The sequence below is a fragment of the Rhizobium sp. SG570 genome, from assembly GCF_012275345.1.
Lineage (GTDB): Bacteria > Pseudomonadota > Alphaproteobacteria > Rhizobiales > Rhizobiaceae > Rhizobium > Rhizobium lusitanum.
Genome location: NZ_JAAZQI010000027.1, coordinates 18089 through 37044 on the forward strand (window position 1 = coordinate 18089; position 18956 = coordinate 37044).

Annotated in this window: 14 protein-coding genes and 1 riboswitch; of the genes, 6 read left to right on the top strand and 8 right to left on the bottom strand. The window is 62.7% G+C overall.

Annotated elements, in window-relative coordinates; translation table 11 throughout:
* The first annotated feature begins 113 nt into the window (after positions 1–113).
* The 5 genes from FHT28_RS32605 to FHT28_RS32625 all read left to right on the top strand — a co-directional run bounded on the left by FHT28_RS32605 (position 114) and on the right by FHT28_RS32625 (position 5734).
* The gene (locus FHT28_RS32605) at positions 114–1199 is read left to right on the top strand and encodes a sugar ABC transporter substrate-binding protein (protein WP_168598506.1); all 1086 of its coding nucleotides are present in this window, start codon (positions 114–116) and stop codon (positions 1197–1199) included.
* An 82-nt stretch (positions 1200–1281) separates the two neighbouring features.
* On the top strand, positions 1282–2103 hold the full coding sequence (locus FHT28_RS32610; protein WP_037197377.1) for an ATP-binding cassette domain-containing protein: 822 nt from the start codon (positions 1282–1284) through the stop codon (positions 2101–2103).
* Positions 2100–3350: an ABC transporter permease gene (locus tag FHT28_RS32615; protein WP_037197378.1), complete on the top strand. Its 1251-nt coding sequence runs from the start codon at positions 2100–2102 to the stop codon at positions 3348–3350. The genes FHT28_RS32610 and FHT28_RS32615 overlap by 4 nt, the downstream gene beginning before the upstream one ends.
* Positions 3351–3374: 24 nt before the next feature.
* Positions 3375–4103: an SDR family oxidoreductase gene (locus tag FHT28_RS32620; protein WP_037197379.1), complete on the top strand. Its 729-nt coding sequence runs from the start codon at positions 3375–3377 to the stop codon at positions 4101–4103.
* Positions 4103–5734, top strand: coding sequence for an FGGY-family carbohydrate kinase (locus FHT28_RS32625; protein ID WP_168598507.1), 1632 nt, complete (start codon positions 4103–4105; stop codon positions 5732–5734). Before FHT28_RS32620 ends, FHT28_RS32625 begins: the two co-directional genes overlap by 1 nt.
* Positions 5735–5926: 192 nt before the next feature.
* On the opposite strand, the gene atzF is transcribed toward FHT28_RS32625, so the two are convergent.
* From atzF to FHT28_RS32660, 7 genes are all read right to left on the bottom strand, one after another.
* On the bottom strand, positions 5927–7738 hold the full coding sequence (gene atzF / locus FHT28_RS32630) for an allophanate hydrolase (protein WP_168598508.1): 1812 nt from the start codon (positions 7736–7738) through the stop codon (positions 5927–5929).
* Positions 7738–11274: an urea carboxylase gene (gene uca, locus FHT28_RS32635; protein WP_168598509.1), complete on the bottom strand. Its 3537-nt coding sequence runs from the start codon at positions 11272–11274 to the stop codon at positions 7738–7740. The genes atzF and uca overlap by 1 nt, the downstream gene beginning before the upstream one ends.
* A gap of 1 nt (position 11275) precedes the next feature.
* Entirely contained in the window at positions 11276–11926 is a 651-nt protein-coding gene (locus FHT28_RS32640) for an urea amidolyase associated protein UAAP2 (protein WP_037197384.1), read from the bottom strand.
* Positions 11927–11941: 15 nt separating this feature from the next.
* Complete coding sequence (locus tag FHT28_RS32645) at positions 11942–12760, bottom strand: urea amidolyase associated protein UAAP1 (RefSeq protein WP_037197385.1); 819 nt, start codon at positions 12758–12760, stop codon at positions 11942–11944.
* Between the two features lie 2 nt (positions 12761–12762).
* A complete protein-coding gene (locus FHT28_RS32650) occupies positions 12763–13584 on the bottom strand; it encodes an ABC transporter ATP-binding protein (protein ID WP_168598510.1) in 822 nt (273 codons plus the stop codon).
* Entirely contained in the window at positions 13581–14399 is an 819-nt protein-coding gene (locus FHT28_RS32655) for an ABC transporter permease (RefSeq protein ID WP_168598511.1), read from the bottom strand. Before FHT28_RS32655 ends, FHT28_RS32650 begins: the two co-directional genes overlap by 4 nt.
* 62 nt (positions 14400–14461) lie before the next feature.
* Positions 14462–15535 (bottom strand): putative urea ABC transporter substrate-binding protein, encoded by a 1074-nt coding sequence (locus tag FHT28_RS32660; RefSeq protein ID WP_047561379.1) that lies wholly within the window; start codon positions 15533–15535, stop codon positions 14462–14464.
* A 74-nt stretch (positions 15536–15609) separates the two neighbouring features.
* Positions 15610–15723, bottom strand: a riboswitch (guanidine-I (ykkC/yxkD leader).
* A 282-nt stretch (positions 15724–16005) separates the two neighbouring features.
* Here FHT28_RS32660 and FHT28_RS32665 point away from each other — a divergent pair.
* Positions 16006–16926 carry an alpha/beta hydrolase gene (locus FHT28_RS32665; RefSeq protein ID WP_168598512.1) on the top strand — a complete coding sequence of 307 codons (921 nt, stop codon included), beginning with the start codon at positions 16006–16008 and terminating at the stop codon, positions 16924–16926.
* 1 nt (position 16927) lies between these two features.
* Here the strand turns inward: FHT28_RS32665 and FHT28_RS32670 are convergent, their stop codons facing one another.
* Positions 16928–18931 carry a CocE/NonD family hydrolase gene (locus tag FHT28_RS32670; RefSeq protein WP_168598513.1) on the bottom strand — a complete coding sequence of 668 codons (2004 nt, stop codon included), beginning with the start codon at positions 18929–18931 and terminating at the stop codon, positions 16928–16930.
* Positions 18932–18956: the final 25 nt, after the last annotated feature.

The window sequence follows — 18956 nt, forward strand, 5'->3', positions numbered from 1 at the left end:
AGCCGCTGCCACGGTCGGACGACCGTCGCCAGGGGACGTCGAACAAGAGCATCGCGTGCTTAGGGCCGCGATGATCGAGGGAAACCATTACCATTTGGAACGGAGAATTTCCAATGAACCATCTCGCACTGAAAATCGCTGGCGCAGCCGCGCTCGCGGTTGGTCTTCTGAGCGGCACGTCCGCATTCGCGCAATCCGCCAAGGTGACCGACGCAACCGTCGCCTTCCTGATGCCAGACCAGAGTTCGACGCGTTACGAAGAGCATGACTTTCCCGGTTTCCAGGCGGAGATGAAGAAGCTCTGCGCCGGCTGCAAGGTCATCTACCAGAATGCCAATGGCGATGCTTCGCGCCAGCAGCAGCAATTCAACTCGGCGATTTCGCAGGGTGCCAAGGCAATCGTGCTCGACCCGGTCGACTCCACCGCCGCTGCCTCGCTGGTCAAAATGGCCCAGAGCCAGGGCGTTCGCGTCATCGCCTATGACCGCCCGATCCCGTCGACCCCTGCCGATTACTATGTGTCCTTCAACAACGAAGAGATCGGCAAGATGATCGCGAAATCGCTCGTCGATCAGCTGAAGGCCAAGAACGTCAAGGCCGGTGACGGCGGCCTGCTCGAGATCAACGGTTCGCCGACCGATGCGGCGGCCGGCCTCATCAAGAAGGGCATCCATGCCGGTCTCGCCGAGGGCGGCTATCCCGTGCTCGCCGAATTCGACACGCCGGAATGGGCGCCACCAAAGGCACAGCAATGGGCAAGTGGCCAGATCACCCGCTTTGGCAAGAAGATCCTCGGCGTGGTCGCGGCCAATGATGGCACGGGCGGCGCTGCGGTGGCGGCCTTCAAGGCAGCAGGCTTCGATCCGGTGCCGCCGATCACGGGCAATGACGCCACCATCGCCGGCCTGCAGCTCATCATTTCCGGCGATCAGTACAACACGATCTCCAAGCCGAGCGAGATCGTCGCCGCGGCTGCTGCCAATGTCGCGATAGAATTGCTCTCAGGCGAAACGCCGAAGGCGGACACGAAACTCTTCGACACGCCGACGAAGCTCTTCACGCCGGCATTGGTTACGGCCGACAATCTCAAGGCTGAAATCATCGACAAGGCCGTCAACGGCAAGCCGATCCAGACGCCCGACCAGCTCTGCACCGATCGCTACGCGGATGGCTGCAAGAAGCTCGGTATCGGCAGCTGACTATAGCTAATCGATATGCTCCGGCCGCTTCGGCGGCCGGAAATGAACCGACCATCACTGCAAACCGAGAGAGTGGCGAAACATGATTGACGCTTCCGGTCAAAGAGCCCCGACAGGCGAGCTGGTGCTCAGCCTGCAAGGTGTCTCCAAACATTTCGGCGCCGTCTCGGCACTGACTGATATCAATCTCGATGTACATGCCGGCGAGGTCGTGGCGCTTGTCGGCGATAACGGCGCGGGCAAATCGACGCTCGTGAAAATCCTTGCCGGCGTTCACCAGCCGAGCGCCGGCACGATCACATTCGCAGGCAAGCCGGTCACGCTCAGCGATCCCGCCACAGCCCTCGATCTCGGCATCGCCACGGTCTTTCAGGATCTGGCGCTGTGCGAGAACCTCGATGTCGTGGCGAACATCTTCCTCGGCCGGGAGCTCAGCCCGCTGAAGCTCGACGAGACCGCGATGGAGGTGCGTGCCTGGACACTCCTCAATGAGCTTGCTGCGCGCATCCCAAGCGTGCGCATTCCCATCGCCTCGCTTTCCGGCGGCCAACGGCAGACGGTGGCCATCGCCCGCTCGCTGTTGCTCGAGCCGAAGCTCATCATGCTGGACGAGCCCACAGCCGCGCTCGGCGTGGCGCAAACAGCGGAGGTGCTGAACCTGATCGAACGCGTCCGCGACAAGGGGCTCGGCGTGCTCATGATCAGCCACAACATGGAGGACGTGCGCGCCGTGGCCGACCGTATCGTCGTGCTGCGCCTCGGCCGCAACAACGGCATCTTCTATCCCGACACCTCGAACCAGGAACTTGTCAGCGCCATCACCGGCGCAACTGAAAATGCCGTGTCGCGGCGCGCCGGGCGGCGTCAGGCCCAACAGGAACAAAGAGAAGGGGGCCAGCTATGAACCAGGACATGAAGCAGCCGGCCGTGTTGCTCGACCGAAGCGACGTTCGCGTCAGCCATGAAACAGGCATCGCCGCCACGATCCGTTCGTCCATCGACAAGGTACGGTCAGGCGATCTCGGCTCCCTGCCAGTCGTCGTCGGCCTCGTCATCATCTGGACGGTATTCGGCGCGCTCAACCCGACATTCCTCTCCAGCAACAATCTCGCTAATCTGCTGTTCGACGCGTCGACGGTCGGCATCATCTCGCTCGGCATCGTCTGTGTGCTGATGGTCGGCGAGATCGATCTTTCGGTGGGCTCGATCAGCGGCTTCGCCTCGGCCATGGTCGGCATGCTCTGGGTCAATGAAGGCTGGCCGGTGGTACTCGCCATCCTCGCCGCGCTTGTCTTCGGTGGTGTGATCGGCACGATCTACGCTTTGCTCTTCAACCGTTTGGGCATGCCAAGCTTCGTTTCGACGTTGGCGGGATTGCTCGCCGTACTCGGCATGCAGCTCTATTTGCTCGGCGCCACCGGCTCCATCAATCTGCCCTATGGTTCGGCGATCGTGAACTTCGGCCAACTCCTGGTCATTCCGCGTCCGCTCGCCTATCTGTTTGCGCTCATCCCCGGCGTGGTGATGCTGTTTTCCGGCTTCGCCGTAGTTCGTCGCCGCAAGCAGGCGAACTTGTCGGCTCCTTCCGCCGGCGGCCTCGTTGCCAAAGCCGTCGCCATCACCGTGGCTCTTGAATTCGTCGCCTTCTACCTCAATCGGGATCGCGGCATTCCCTGGATGTTCGCCTTGTTCGTGGTGCTGGTCATCTTGATGGACTACGCGCTGACGCGCACGCAATGGGGCCGGTCGATGTCAGCGGTCGGCGGCAACCGGGAGGCTGCGCGGCGTGCCGGCATCAACGTGCGGATGATCTATACGAGCGCCTTCGTGCTCTGCGCCATGTTTGCAGCCCTCGGCGGTGTGCTGGCCGCAGCGCGTCTGGCCTCGGCCAGCCAGCAGGCCGGCACCGGAGACGTCAACCTGAATGCGATCGCCGCAGCCGTCATTGGCGGCACCAGCCTCTTCGGCGGCCGTGGCAACGCCTATTCGGCGCTACTGGGCATCATCGTCATCCAGTCGATCGCGAGCGGTCTTACGATGCTCGATCTGTCGTCGGCGCTTCGCTACATGATCACCGGCGCAGTCCTTGCCATCGCTGTCATCGTCGACTCTCTGGCTCGCCGGTCTCGCGCCTCGCATGGTCGTGGCTGATTTCATCACAAAGTAAGGATTGATATGAGACAGGATTTTGCCGGTAAAATCGCCGCCATCACCGGGGCCGCCTCCGGGATCGGGCTGGAATGCGCCAAATCGCTTTTGAACGAGGGCGCCAGCGTCGCCCTCATCGACAGAGCCGAGGATACTCTGAAAAGCCTCTGCGCCGACCTGGGACCGAATGCCCATCCCGTGGTCATCGACCTTCTGAACCCTGCAAGTGTGGCCACCATGATGCCGCAGATTCTGGAGAAATTCGGCAAACTCGACATCTTCCACGCCAATGCCGGCGCCTATATTGGCGGCGAGGTCGTGGATGGTGATCCCGATGCCTGGGATCGGATGCTGGATCTCAATATCAACGCGGCCTTCCGTTCCGTCCGGATGGTGCTGCCGCATATGGTCGAGCGGAAGACCGGCGACATCATCATGACCAGTTCTATTGCCGGCCTGGTGCCGGTGGTCTGGGAGCCGATCTATACGGCCTCGAAACATGCGGTTCAGGCATTCGTCCATACCGTACGCCGCCAGGTCGCCAAGCATGGCATCCGTGTCGGCGCAGTCGCGCCAGGGCCCGTGGTGACCGCGCTGATTAGCGATTGGCCGAAGGCGAAGCTGGACGAGACGATCGCCGCCGGCGGCCTTATGGAAGCGACCGAAGTGGCGGAAGCCGTCCTCTTCATGCTATCGAGGCCACGTAACATTGTCATTCGGGATCTGGTGATCCTGCCTTTAAGTACGGATCTCTGATGACGGCACCTTATTTCATCGGCATCGACGTCGGAACCGGCAGCGCCCGCGCCGGCGTCTTCGACGCGCGGGGACATCTGCTCGCCTCGGCCAAACGCCAGATCACCATCTGGCACGAGGCCGGCAGCATAGTCGAGCAGTCGAGCGAGCAGATCTGGAAGGCCGTTTGCGACAGCGTCAGGGAAGCTGTCGCGACTGCTGGCATAGTGGCAACCGATGTTGCCGGCATCGGCTTCGATGCGACTTGCTCACTTGTCGCGGTCAGGGCGGATGGCGCGCCGGTGGCCGTCGGTCCGTCCGGCGATCCCGCTCGCAATATCATCGTCTGGATGGATCATCGCGCCGCCCGCGAAGCTGAGGAAATCAATGCCGGCAATCACGCCGTCCTGCGCTATGTCGGCGGCCGCATCTCGCCCGAAATGGAGACCCCCAAGCTCCTCTGGCTCAAGCGAAACCTGCCGCAATCTTTCGCAGCGGCCGATCATTTTTTCGATCTTGCCGATTATCTGACCTGGCGCGCGACGGGCTCACTGACGAGATCAATCTGCACGGTCACCTGCAAATGGACCTATCTCGCGCATGAAAAGCGCTGGGACGCCCAATATTTCAGGGATATCGGCGTCGGAGAACTGGCTGACGAGGATTTTGCCAGAATAGGCACTGACATCGTCGAGCCCGGCACTCCCCTGGGGAACGGTCTGAGCGAAGCTGCGGCCCGTGATCTGGGCCTTGCAGCCGGCACGCCCGTCGGCGCGTCCCTGATCGACGCTCATGCCGGCGGCGTCGGCACCTTAGGTGGCCAGGACGCCAAGGGGAATGCCGATATCAGCAACAGGCTCGCCTACATCTTCGGCACATCAGCCTGCTCGATGGCCTCAAGCGAGACGGCGGTTTTCGTCGATGGCGTGTGGGGCCCCTATTATTCGGCCATGGTGCCCGGCCTGTGGTTGACGGAAGGCGGGCAGTCGGCGGCTGGAGCCGCCATCGACCATCTCGTCACCATGCATCCCGCAGCCGACGAAGCGCGGGCGAGGGCCGAGGCGGAGGGCCTCTCGCTGGTCGCCTGGCTCGATCGTCAGGCAGGCGAAGCCTGCAAGAATGCGTCTGACGCGGTCGTGCTCGCCAAATCCATACAGGTGGTGCCGGAATTCCTCGGCAACCGCTCACCCTTCGCTGATCCCGACGCCCGTGCCGTCATCTCGGGTCTGGCGCTGGAGACCGGCATCGACGATCTGGTCGCGCTTTATGTCGCCGGCCTTTGCGGCATCGGCTACGGCTTGCGGCAGCTGCTCGAAAAGCTGTCTCTGGATGGCATCGCGTGCAATCTCATCGTTGCGAGCGGCGGTGCCGCCCAGAGCGGCCTTGTGCGACAGCTTCTGGCCGATACGGCCAACATACCTGTCGCTGTTGCCGACACTGAAGAGCCGGTTCTTCTCGGGGCGGCCATGCTGGGCGCTACGGCCGGTGGACATTATGGCTCGCTCGCGGAAGCGATGGCGGCCATGTCACGGCTGGCGAAATTGTTCTCGCCGGCGCACGGCGCCATCAAGGTGCTGCACGAACGTCGCTATGCCGCTTTCGAACTGCTGCAATCGGCTGATCGGAGCATCCGCTCGTTGATGGCATCGTAGATGCCATCAACGAGCGGATGCTCGTCATCCACGGTGGCCGAGATCAGTCAGGAGTCGCTAACACGAGTTTTTTGTGATTGGAGGTCGTGCCTGTCAGGACGGCCGCCACCGATAGCACCGGTTCTCGCTATCAGGCCTTCGAGGATGGTTCGCAACGCCTTCATCAGCAATTCCGGCATTTGACTTGCCTCCTCAAGAAGCCGGGTCAGCGGCGCTTACATAGCCGCGCCAGCCGCCGAATTCGGTGATATCCCGGGCGTCAGCGACGGCATGGACCTCGCAGAGAAACCCCGAGATGGAACTTCCATCGTCGAGCGTGATCTTGCCGACGCCCAGCGGTGCCGGAATATTCTGGACGAACCGGGCGAATGCCGCAGGCGGCAGAGCCCAGACCTCAACTTCCACACCCTTGCCGGCAAAACCCGGATCGCGCACCAGTCCCGGCTTCGGGGGGACGGTGCCGGGGAGCGCAAAGAGCCGGTAGCTGCCATCCGTCCGGCAGGTTTTCAACTTATATCCGCCCGGCCGGGTCAGTTCATGGTTGAGCGGCATGCCGGTCAGATGCGCGCCGACGACCACGATTGGAACGAGGTCTTCGGCAGCTGGGGCTACGCGGCTTGCAGCGGGCAGCGCGGCCGTGCGGTCCTTGCCCATTCCAGCGTTCAGGACGCGATGCATGGCGTCGGCGAAGGGCGCCAATGCTTCGTCGGTGAAGGCGGGGCCGACGAGCATCACGCCCGCGGGCAGATGGTCCTTGGCGTCAAAGCCGGCAGGTATGGCGATCGCCGCGCAGTCGAGCAGATTGGCGAAGTTGGTATAGCGACCGAAGTGGCCGTTCTTGACGATCGGATCGGCCCGCATCTCCTCGACGGTGTAGGTGGTGGGCGAGGTCGGCAGCATCAGGAAGTCGACCTTCTCCCATTCCACCTTCGTCTTCTGTCGCAAGGCTTCCAACCGGTACCGGCCTTCGAAGGCAGCGACCGCGTCATAGGCCTTTGCCCCTTCGATGATGGTCCGCACGGTCGGATTGAAATCACCGGCATTCGTCTCCAGAAAATCCTTCACCGCCGCCAGCCGCTCGGCGACCCAGGGGCCGTTGTAGAGCAATTCGGCCGCTTGCCGGAAAGGCGCATAGTCGAAGGGTACGATCTCTGCACCCAGCGATTTAGCCCGCTCGATGGCGGCGTCATAGAGAGCTTCGACATCCTTGTTGCCATAGAATTCGCGCTCCACGCCGTCGAGCACGCCGATGCGCGGGCGTGATGATGGCAGGTTTGCCGGCGCGGCCTGCCGCGAGAACGGATCGCGAGCGTCATAGCCTTCCATGATCCTGCGCACGGTAGTGCCGTCTCCCACTGTCGCCGCAAAGACGGTGACGACATCGACGCTGCGGCAGGCGGGCACCACGCCGACATTCGGCACAAGCCCTGGCGTCGGCTTGATGCCGACGAGATTGTTGAAGGCGGCCGGCACGCGGCCCGAGCCTGCCGTATCGGTGCCAAGGGAAAAGCTCGCCAGTCCAGCCGCGACGGCGACGGCCGAACCGGAACTGGAGCCGCCGGAAACGTAGTTGCGGTCGAATACGGAACGCGGTGCGCCATAGGGCGAACGCGTGCCGTTAAGGCCGGTCGCGAATTGGTCGAGATTGGTCTTGCCGATGACGATGGCGCCGGCGGCTTTCAGCCGGGCGACCGTGGTCGCATCCTCTTCAGGATGATAGGCGAAGGCCGGGCAGGCGGCTGTTGTCGGCAGACCTGCGACGTCGATGTTGTCCTTGACCGCGAAGGGAACGCCCCAGAGCGGCAGGCTGTTCGGCTCGGGCACTCTTGCCAACAGCTCGCGGGCTGCCGCGCGCAGATCGTCATCCGGCGTCATGGTGATGAAGATCGCCGGATCGTCCGACGCTTTCCGTCTGGCGATGATCTCCTCCACCAGGTCGAGCGGTGACAGGCCTGCCGCATAGGCCGCTTTCAGCGAAGCGAGATCGAGAATGGTGGGAAGCATCAGATTTCCTCCAGAATGACGAGCACATCGCCGGCTTTGACGTTGTGCCCCGGGCCGGCGCGCAGATCGCGGACGCGCCCGGCGGCGTGTGCGGTGACGTTGATTTCCATTTTCATGGATTCGATGATGGCTAATGTATCGCCGGCGGCAACCGGCTGCCCCTCTTCGACGAGTATTTTCCAGACGTTGCCGGGTACGGCACTTTCGATGCCGAAACAGCCTTCGGGTATGTCGCCGCCCAATCCGGGGCCGGCTCCCTCGTCGACGGTGAAACTGTCGAGACCGAGTTCCTTCAAGCGCTGGCGTTCCGCTTCGAAGGCGGCCTGCTGCCTGGATTTAAAAGCGCCGATGGTGGCTGCGTCGCGGGCAAGTGCTGCTTCATAGGCACCGTAGGAAAATTCCGTCTCCTCGATCTTGACCGGATAGCCTCCATGCGGGAAGGCGGCACGTGCCTCCGCCAGTTCGTCGTGGCTGACGGGAAAGAAGCGGATCTGGTCGAAGAAGTTCAGCAACCACGGCTTGCCTCGGGCAAAGACCGGTGTCTGCCGCCAGCTGTTCCAGACCTGGATGGTGCGGCCGAAAAGCTGATAGCCACCCGGGCCCTCCATGCCATAGATGCACATATAGGCGCCGCCTATGCCGACGGCATTCTCCGGCGTCCAGGTGCGGGCCGGATTGTACTTCGTCGTCACCAGCCGATGGCGCGGGTCGATTGGGGTCGCGACCGGTGCGCCGAGATAGACGTCGCCGAGGCCGAGCACCAGATAGCTGGCATCGAAGACGATGTCGCGCACGGCCTGCTCGTCGGGCAAGCCGTTGATCCGGCGGATGAACTCGATATTCGATGGGCACCAGGGCGCGTTTGGCCGCACAAGTTCTTGATATTTACGCATGGCGAGTTCGGCATCCGGATCGTTCCAGGAGAGCGGCAGATGCACGATGCGGCTCGGGACTTTGACCTCCTGCGCTGCCGGGAGCGCCGCCTCGATCTCGGCAAGCAGGCCCAGCAGGCGCGTTCGCGTGAGCGTGGTGCCGTCATAATGGATCTGCAGCGATCGGATGCCGGGTGTCAGGTCGATGATCCCAGGTAAACGGACCTCGATGATCGCCTGCATCAGCAGGTGTATCCGCAGGCGCAGCGCGATATCGAGGGTCATCGCGCCATATTCGACCAGCAGATTGTCGTCGCCTTGGCGGCGATAGACGACGGGAACCGGTCCATGCTCGTTCTGGCCGACGATCGCCGATCCAGCTTCATCACCGATGCGCCGCACCATGGGACCGGCGACAGGATCTTGCGCACGCTCGGCCGGATGAAACCGGATTTTATCGCCGGGCTTGAACTGACCCATTTTCCATTGCTCGTCGCGGGCGATGACGGCAGGGCAGACGAAGCCACCGAGGCTCGGGCCATCGGGTCCGAGAATGATCGGCATGTCGCCGGTAAAGTCGATGGCTCCCACAGCATAGGCATTATCATGGAGATTGGAGGGGTGAAGGCCGGCTTCGCCACCGTCGCTGCGCGCCCATTTGGGTGCTGGGCCGATCAGACGCACGCCGGTGCGGGCGCTGTTGAAATGCACCTCGTATTCGGTCGAGAACAGCGTCTCGATGTCGTCTTCCAGAAAGAAGTCCGGCGCGCCATGTGGGCCATAGAGAACGCCGACCTGCCAGTTGCGGGTCAGCGGCGCCGGTGCCTCAGCTGCTTTGGCGGGCAGTTGCGGTGCGCGGGCCAGCCGCAGCACATGGCCGGTCTGGAGCGTGCCAATGGCGTGGCCGCCGAATTTCCCGAGGCCGAAGGTCGCTCTCGAGCCGAGCGTGACGGGGGCTGCAAAGCCGCCCGCAACCGCGAGATAGGAGCGCTGGCCGGCACCCTCTATCGCGCCGATCACAAGCGTCTGTCCCGCCTTGATGGTGACGGCTTCGTCATGCGGCAGAGGGAGGCCGTCGAGGCTCATCGGCATGCGCGCGCCTGCGAGAGCAATGGTGATGTCCGAGAAGATCTTGAGTATCGGGCCGGATACGGTGAGTTCCAGCGCCGCCGTCTCATCGGCGTTGCCGACGAGCCGATTGGCATGGCGGAACGAGCGCTCGTCCATCGGGCCGCTCGGCGGCACGCCGACATGCCAGAGGCCGAGCCGGCCGGGTAGCTCCTGTATGCTCGACTGCGCACCGGGCGCCACCACCTCAATGATGTCGGGGACGAAGGCGAAGTCCTTGAGCGCGGTCGTCGCCACATCGCCGCTCGACAGCAGATCCGATCCCGCAATCGCCTTGAGATATTCGAGATTGGTCTCGATGCCGGCGATGGCGCTTTCCGCAAGCGCGTGCTTCAACTTCTCGATCGCGGCAGGTCGGTCTTCGGCCGTGACGATCACCTTGGCGAGCATTGGGTCATAGAAGGGCGTAACTTCCGTGCCGGTCTCGATCCAGCCATCCACGCGCGCACTCGCCGGGAAGGCGACTTCCGTCAGCAGACCGGCACTGGGCCGGAAGCCGGCATGCGGCATCTCGGCATAGATGCGAGCCTCGATCGCAGCGCCGCTCGGAGTCAGATGGTCGTTGCCGGTGATCACATCCTCGCCGGCCGCCTGGCGAATCATCCATTCGACGAGATCGATGCCATATACGGCTTCCGTGATCGGATGCTCGACCTGCAGGCGGGTATTGACCTCGAGGAAGTAGAATTCCTCGCGCAGCGGATCGTAGATGAATTCCACCGTCCCGGCGGATTGGTAGCGTGCGGAGGTGCCCAGCGCCACGGCCGCGGCGTGCAGACGCTCTCGCACGGCGGGCGAAAGACCGGGGGCGGGGGTTTCCTCGATCACCTTCTGGTTCCGGCGCTGCAGCGAGCAGTCGCGCTCGCCGAGCGCGATCACCCGTCCCTCGCCATCGCCGAAGATCTGCACCTCGACGTGACGGGCCTTGGAAACGAAGCGTTCGAGATAGACGCGCGCGTCGCCGAAACTTGCCTTGGCCGTGCGCTGCACGCTTTCGAAAGCGGCCTTCAGACTATCGGCATCCTCGCAGAGCTGCATGCCGATGCCGCCGCCGCCCGCTGTCGATTTTAGCATGACCGGGTAGCCGATCTCCGCGGCGGCCGCTAGCGCCGCCTCGCTCGTGTCGACAAGACCGCTGCCCGGAAGTAGCGGCACGCCGCTTGCTCGCGCCAGCTCGCGCGCCGTGTGCTTCAGGCCGAAGGCGGCAATGTTTTCCGGCGTTGGGCCGATGAAGACGATGCCCTCCGCGGCCAGCCGCTCGGCAAAACCGATGTTTTCCGACAGGAAACCGTAGCCAGGATGGACGGCCTCGGCGCCAGTCGCTTTGCAGGCGGCGATGACGGCATCGACATTAAGATAGCTCTCGGAGGCGGTTGCCGCACCGAGCCTTACGGCCTCGTCGGCCATCAGCGATGCCTTGGAAAACCGGTCGGCGTCGGAATAGACGACGACGGAGGCGATGCCCATGCGTTTCAATGTCCGGATGATCCGGACGGCGATTTCGCCTCGGTTGGCGATCAATATCTTTTTGAACATCTCAGGCCTCACCGTCCCAGACGAGAACCCGGATCGGCGTCGGATCGAAACCGTTGCAGGGATTGTTGATCTGCGGGCAGTTGGAGATGACGAGCAGCACGTCCATCTCGGCCTTCAGCTCGACATAGTCACCAGGCGCGGAAATACCGTCGACGATCGTCATCTCGCCGGATGGTTCGATCGGCACGTTCATGAAGAAATTGATGTTGGGCACGACGTCGCGCTTGCTCATGCCGTGCTTGGAGACCTCCAGAACGAAATTGTCGCGGCAGGCATGGAGATACTTCGTGCCATGGCCGAAGCGCACCGTGTTGCTCTCGCAGGAGCAGGCGCCGGCCGAGGTGTCATGGCGCCCGCAACTGTCGGCGCTCATGGTCAGCATCACTCGCCCCTCATTGGAGACGATCCGGGTGCCTGTGGTGATATAGGCGGCACCCTGCTCGCGCATCGTGTCCTGGCTGGAATAGCGCTCGGAGTGGTCTTCAGCGTTGTAGAATAGCGTGTCGATCGCCTGCTGGCCGTAGCTATCCTCGATGCGCAGCGTCTGGCCCTTGCGGATCACGGTTGAGAAGGGCGCTTCGGCCGGGATGAAGTGATCCTGCGCGGCGTTATCGAGGGTGCGGCTGGATGCGGTCTGGATGAATGGGGTCACGATATTGCTCCTCGCTCAGATCGCTGCCAGCGCGTTGTTTTCAAAGCCGCGCACGGCTTCGGCGGTTGCCGTCCGGCAAATGTCGTCCGCGCGTGGCTCGGTTGCTGCGATGCGGGTGACCGTTACCGGATTGGGCCGGTAGTCGGGGTTGGGGTCGAGCGGATGCGGGCAATTGGAGAGGCCGACGATGATTTCCATCTCGGCGCGAAGCTCGATGTAGTCGCCCTCATGACGAAGCTCGGGTCTCCATTGGAACTTGCCGTCCTGGTCGACGCGGACGGGGGCAAAGAGCGAAAGCGCCGCCGGGATGTCTCGCCGCTCAAGCCCGGCCTTGGTCGCAAGCAAAACGAGGTTGTCGCGGGTGTTGCGCGTACCCTCGCCATATTTCGTGAGATTCGACGTGGCCGTGGAGCCGCCCATAAGGCAATCATGAGCGCCGGAGGAATCCTCGATCACGGAAAACATCACCCGGCCCATATCGGAGAAGATCACCCGGCCTTTCGAAAGGGCGGTGGTCCACTGCATTTTCACGGTGTCGGGCAGGTTCAGCCGCTCGCTTGTTTCGGCCGCATTCCATGCGACGAGCGTTACCGTCGAGAAACCCTGCTGCTGGGCGATGCGCAACGTCTCGCCGCGCTTGATGCGGGTCGACCAATACCAGCCGCCCGGTATGACCTCCTGATGAATGACGCGAACTGCGTCGACAGGCGGGGCGGGAAGGGGGCTTGGCGCGGGCAAGGCCTTGGGCGCGAACTCCAGTCCTTTCCTTTGATGTTCCTCATAGCGTGCGCGATTGGCGGCGATTTCTTCCGGCGAACGTCTGACGTGCTGCATGGCTAGATGTCTCCCAGCGGTGCCAGGTCGTCCCGGCGGTGCCCCGGGGAAGCGACCGGGCCGTCCCGGTCGGGGCTGAAGATCGAGGCTGCGCCGGCGATGCGCGGCGGCCAGATGGAAATGTCCTTGGTGATGGTCGCGCCGTAGCGCTCCTTTTCTTCCGGCCGGTCGCGGCGGCGCTCGAAGGCGACGACGCGGGTGGCGAGCGTGAAGGCTTCGCGCATGTCATGGGTCACCATGACGACGGTCATCTGCGTCTCGTGCCACAGCCGCTTCATCAGCGTATGGATTTCGGCGCGGATGCCGGGATCGAGCGCACCGAAGGGCTCATCGAGCAACAGCACCTTCGGCCGCATGATGAGAGCCTGGGCAAGCGCGAGGCGCTGCTGCATGCCGCCGGAAAGCTGGGCCGGATATTTGTTCTCCGCGCCAGCCAAGCCAACCTCGGTGATCAGCTGACGGGCTTCATCGAGGGCGCTCCGGCGCGCTGCACCAAGGAGCCTTGCCTTATAGCGGGAGGCGGTGAGTTCCTTGCCGAGCAGCACGTTGCCGAGCACGGTCAGATGCGGGAAGACCGAATAGCGTTGAAAGACCACGCCGCGATCCGCACCTGGCTCTGACGGCAACGCCACGCCGTCGAGAAGGATATTGCCCCTGGTTGGCTGCTCCTGCCCCAAGAGCATGCGCAGAAAGGTCGACTTGCCGCAGCCAGAGGGGCCGACCAGCGCGACGAAGGCGCGCGAATCCACGGTCAGCGACACGTCCTCAAGGACGATCTGGTCGCCATATTCCTTCCAGACCTTTTCGATGCTGAGCGCGCTCATGCCTGCTTCTCCAGCTCCGACCAGGGGAAGACGGCGATGCGGATGCGATCGAGCAGATAGTTCATGAGCACGGCGAGCAGCGTGATCCAGACGACATAGGGAAAGATCACGTCCATCGACAGGTATCGGCGAACGAGGAAGATGCGGTAGCCGAGGCCGGCATCCGACGAGATCGCTTCAGCCGCGATCAGGAACAGCCAGGCCGGGCCGAGCTGCAATTTCAGGCAGGTGATCAGCCGTGGCAGGATCTGCGGCAGCACGACGCGAAGAGCGATCTGCCAGGAGGAGCCGCCGAGCGTTTCGGCCTTGACGATCTGCTCGCGCGGCAATTCCAGCGCCTTCAGCGCCAGATCGCGTATCATCGTCGGCGTGACGCCGATGACGATCAGCGCAATCTTCGACGTCTCGCCCAGGCCCATGACGATGAAGAGGATCGGCAGAAGCGCCAAGGGTGGCACCATCGAGATGACGGCGACAAAAGGGGAGAGCAGGGCTCTGAGATAGGGCAACATGCCGATGAGCATGCCCAGGCAAAGCGCGATCGCTGTGGATATGCCGAGACCGGATAGCAGCCGCACGAGGCTCGCCCCCGTATCGGACCACAGCAGATAATCTCCCGTGCGCGGGTCGGCGATGAAGGCCATGCGGTCGATCGCATCGGCAAAGCCGGCAAGATTGGGCAGCAGCTTGTCGTTGGCGTTTTCGGCAAGCCGCGCGGCCGAACCGATGGCATAGGCGACGATCAGCAGCGCAAAGGGCAGCAGCGTCAAGGCAAGCTGCGCGCCCGGGCTCGGCCTGGTGTTGATCCAACGCATGAACAATGCTCCGCGAATGAAGGAACGGGGCGGCGCCATCGCGCCGCCGATGGGTCTTTCGCTCAGAGCGAGGCGTCGGCGGCTGCCTTCATGTAGCTCTCGGTGAAGCGCAGCTTGACATTCTTGCTGTCGCCGAGAACCTTGCCATCGGGCATTTCGATGCCGATGACATCGGCGGAAGCAGCGCCATTGCCGAGCAGGCCCTTCTGGAACAGGAAGTTGCGCACGAGATCCATCGTCTTCGGCAGGCTCGGTGATGCGGTGAAGGCGACGGCGTCGGCCGGCTTGTCGAAGAGCTTGGTGGCTGCAAGCTGTGCCTCGAAGCCCTTGATATCCGTGCCCGAGGCCGCGCCCATCGCCTCGCGGGCAGCCTTGCCTTCCGCCGTGTCGGCCTTCATCAGCGCCGCCGTTTCATACCAGATGCCGGCCAGTGCCTTGCCGAAATTCGGGTTGTCCTTGAGTACGTTGCTGTTGGCGACCATCAGGTCGATGATCTCGCCCGGCACCTGCGAACTGTCGAACACCTTCTTGGCGGTGGGGTCCTCGAGAATGGTCGAGACCAAGGGGTTCCAGGTCACGACGGCGGAGACATCAGGTGTCTTGTAGGCCGCGACCATGTCGGCGTCCGAGGTGTTGACCACCTTCACGTCGCGTTCGGTCAGTTTGATGCTGTCGAGCGCGCGGGCGAGCAGGTAGTGGGAGACCGAATATTGGACGAGATTAATGTTCTGGCCCTTGATATCGGCAAGGCTGGTCTTATCCTTGAGGATCACGGCATCATTGCCGTTGGAGAAGTCGCCGACGATGACGGCAGTCGTGTCGACGCCGCCCGCCGCGGGGATCGACAGGCCGTCCATATTGGTGAGCGTCACGGCATCGAAGGCGCCTGCCGTGTACTGGTTCATCGATTCGACATAGTCGTTGAACTGGGTGACGTCGATGCTGATGCCGTATTTGTCGGCCCATTTCTTGACGATGCCGTGGTCGGCGGCATAGCCCCAGGGCATCCAGCCGACATAGATCGACCAGGCGACCTTGAAGCTGGTCTTGGGTGCTGCGCTGGCGGCGGAGCCGAGCCCGAGAGCCAGCGATACCGAAAGAGCGGTTACGGAAAGGATCTTTGAAAAAGTCTGCATAGAAATTCCCCTTTTGCTTTTCATCAAAAGGGATCGGCAAAGACCATCGCGCCGCCAATCCCTTGGCTTACGAGGTCTCCCGGGCTTTTGTCCCGCCGTGCATCCGGTGGGATTTCTCTCCCGACCGGTGGCAGCTCTCGGACCAGTCACGCTCTCAATGGAGCGCCGGAACCCTAGCCACCAACTCGACAGTAGCAAAGCAAGTGGCGTGCCAAATCACAACTCATTGATTTTATTTGGTGATGTGATTGAGCGACAATTTCTGGAATCAATAGTGCATGCACTTGCGTGAAAAATGTGCAGTTTCTGACGAATCTTCCGGCAATGAGGGGCTGTGTGCAATCGCTCGCCTTTCCGTGGAGCCGTCCAGCCGTATGTCGCCGTCGCGGCGGCTTTGGCCGTAAGCGGATAAGCGGCCCGCGGCGGGATTGTGCTATTGCTCGACAATTCCAACGGAACGAGGATTTCAGATGTATTCTCCGCAGCGCCCGATGCCGACCGAGGCGGGTATCTTGCAGTTCATGGAGATCTGCGATTCCTTTTATCCGCCGGACGCGGTGACGGCTTCCATCGGACAGCAACGCCAATGGTATGACGCGCTCTGCGCTCGCTTCGACCGACCATTGCCTGATGGCATGCGCATGCGCGATGAGCTTGTGTCGGGAACGATTCCGATCAGGCGCTACCTTCCGGCCGACATCCGCACCGCAACCTGCCTGCTCTATCTTCACGGCGGCGGCTTCGTCGTCGGCTCGCTCGAAAGCCACCACGCGATTTGCGCCGAGATTGCCGACCATGCCGGAGCAGAGCTTATCTCCGTCGACTATCGTCTGGCGCCGGAGTATCGCTGGCCGACGCAGACGGATGATTGCTTCAGCGTTCTCGGGCAATTGCTTGCCGAGGGAAAGGCCGTCGTGCTGATCGGTGACAGCGCCGGCGGCAATCTCGCGGCTGGATTGGCCATCCGCGCGAAGGCCGACGGTCTTTCGGGGATTGCGGGTCAGATCCTCATCTATCCCGCGCTCGGCGGCGATCTCGTCTCCGGTTCCTACCAGGAGATGGCGGACGCGCCGGGGCTGACGACCGCCGATGTCGGCTACTACCGCAGCGTCTTGCAGGCTCCATCAGGCAATCCCGTTGCCGAGCCGCTTGCCTCGCAATCGGTTGCCGGCCTTCCCCCCGCCTTCATCACGGTGGCGCATTTCGATCCGTTGCGCGACGACGGCCGCAATTATGCGGCAAGGCTGGCGCAGGCGGGCGTCGAGGTCTGGTTCCGCGAGGAGCCGCAGATGGTGCATGCCTGGCTGCGGGCGAGACATATGAGCGACGGCGCCCGCGACGGCTTTGCCGCCATATGCGCCGCGGCAAGCCGGTTCGCAGGCACGCGCTGATTTACATCAGGTCGCGCGGGACGCGCTTCTCCTCGAACACTTTGCGGAAAATCTGCGTCTCGCCTTCATAGGCGGTGACGGAAGCGCTGACGATCCAGTCCGTTGCCGTGCAGGATATCGCCGATGTCGCGATCGTCCTAACGAACCAGTCGGGGCGTTGCATGTCGCATGTCCAGGTCGAAATGCCCTTCATCGACAGCGGATCGTCCGGTGCGATCGACCACACTTCTTCACGTAGCTGCCGCGTGGAAAGACCTGTACCGGGATGTTCAAAAAGTCCGGTATCCTCATGAATTTCATAGTGAGTTTTACCTGCCGAAAGGTCGCGCATCACCCGCCGTTTCGTCGAAGCCGGCGCATGTTCGATGTATTTCGGCAGCGGATCCGGATTATCGGGCTGCTTCAAGTCGATGACGTCGTGCGCCCCGAGCTTTGGCAGGCCGAGGCCGATGGAGGCGAGGTCGATCGTCAGGCCCGGATCTTCCGGCGGCGGCAGGACCATCGGCCAGTAGGCCGTCGACAGGGACAGGCGGATGCGATGACCCTTGCGGAAGCGGTAGCCGCAGGCATCGAGCGTCAGCGTGACCCTGGTGCGCTCGCCCTTGCTCAGTGGTTCGGGCTCGGCATTGCTGTTGCGATGGGCGAGATTGAGCACGCCAAAGGAGACGCGCGTCGCCGTGCCGTCCGGATGGATATCGACAAGTCTTGCGCAGAGATTTGCCGTTTCCGCGTCGCATCGAAGCGTCAACGCAAGTACCGGGCGTCCCAGATAATCGTGATCCTCTACAAGCGGCGCCGTCTGGAAGGTGAGCGAGCCGGCATCGTCGAGACGCTGATCGATCGCCATTTCCACGTCCGGCTTCAGGGTAAACCATTCGCCCGAGGCGGTGCCCGTGTCGAGCGGCGAGCGCAGATAGATGGGATGTTCCGGCGCATGTGGGATCGGCATGCCTTCCATCAGCGTGCCGAACTGCTCGACATAGAAGCACTGCATATCAGGCTTTTGCCATTCGGGCTTGGCGATCCAGAAACCAGGGTCGAAATCGCGGCGTGTTGCGGGTTTTATGGCATCGAGAATATAGGCGCGAACTGGCGGTATGCTTTCTGCTCCATTCTGGTCGCCGCGCAGCCAGCGGTTCCACCAGGCGATGGCCTCGCCGTGAAAATCGGCGCGTGGCTTCGGCCAGGCGAAATGCGGATATTTGTGGACCCACGGCCCGACAAGCGCCTTCGCCTTATTTCCGAGGCCTTCGACAGCCAACAGCGGCGTATTGCGATAGCCGTCCGCCCAGCCGGCAATGACGATAGCCGGAACATCGAACTCCGCGAAATTCTCGCAGATGGAGCCATGCCGCCAGAAATCGTCGCGGCGTTGATGCTGAAGCCATTCCTCCATGAAGAAGGGTTCGTGTTCCAGCCGCTCCAACCACATCTCCCGCCAGCGCTCGCCGACGATGGCCGGATCGGGCGAACGCGATTGATAGCCGAGCATGGTTGCCGCCCAGGAGAGCTGCGCGGAGAGATGGCAGCCGTTCTTGTAGTGGATGTCGTCGTTGTAGCGATCGACGGTGGAGGCGATCGATATGACGGCCTTCAGTGCCGGCGGTTTCAAGGCGGCGACCTGCAGGCAGTTGAAGCCGCCCCAGGAAATGCCCATCATGCCGACCGAGCCGTTGGACCAGGGTTGTTCGGCGATCCAGGCGATCAGTTCGCAGGCATTGGCAAGCTCGAGCTCGGTATATTCGCCATCGATCACGCCGTCGGATTCGCCGGAGCCTCTTATATCGACGCGCACGCCGGCAATGCCGGCAGCAGCAAAAACCGGGTAGGTCGATTCATCCCGAGGGCTCGTTCCGTCCCGTTTGCGATAGGGCAGGAATTCGAAGACGGCGGGCACGGGATCGTTTTCCGCATTGTCCGGCATCCAGATGCGCGCCGCCAGGCGCGTGCCGTCCTTGAGGGTGATCCAGTGGTTTTCGATGGTGGTGAAGCTGCGGTCGGTCATGCGTCCCATTCCGGTATTGCAGGCA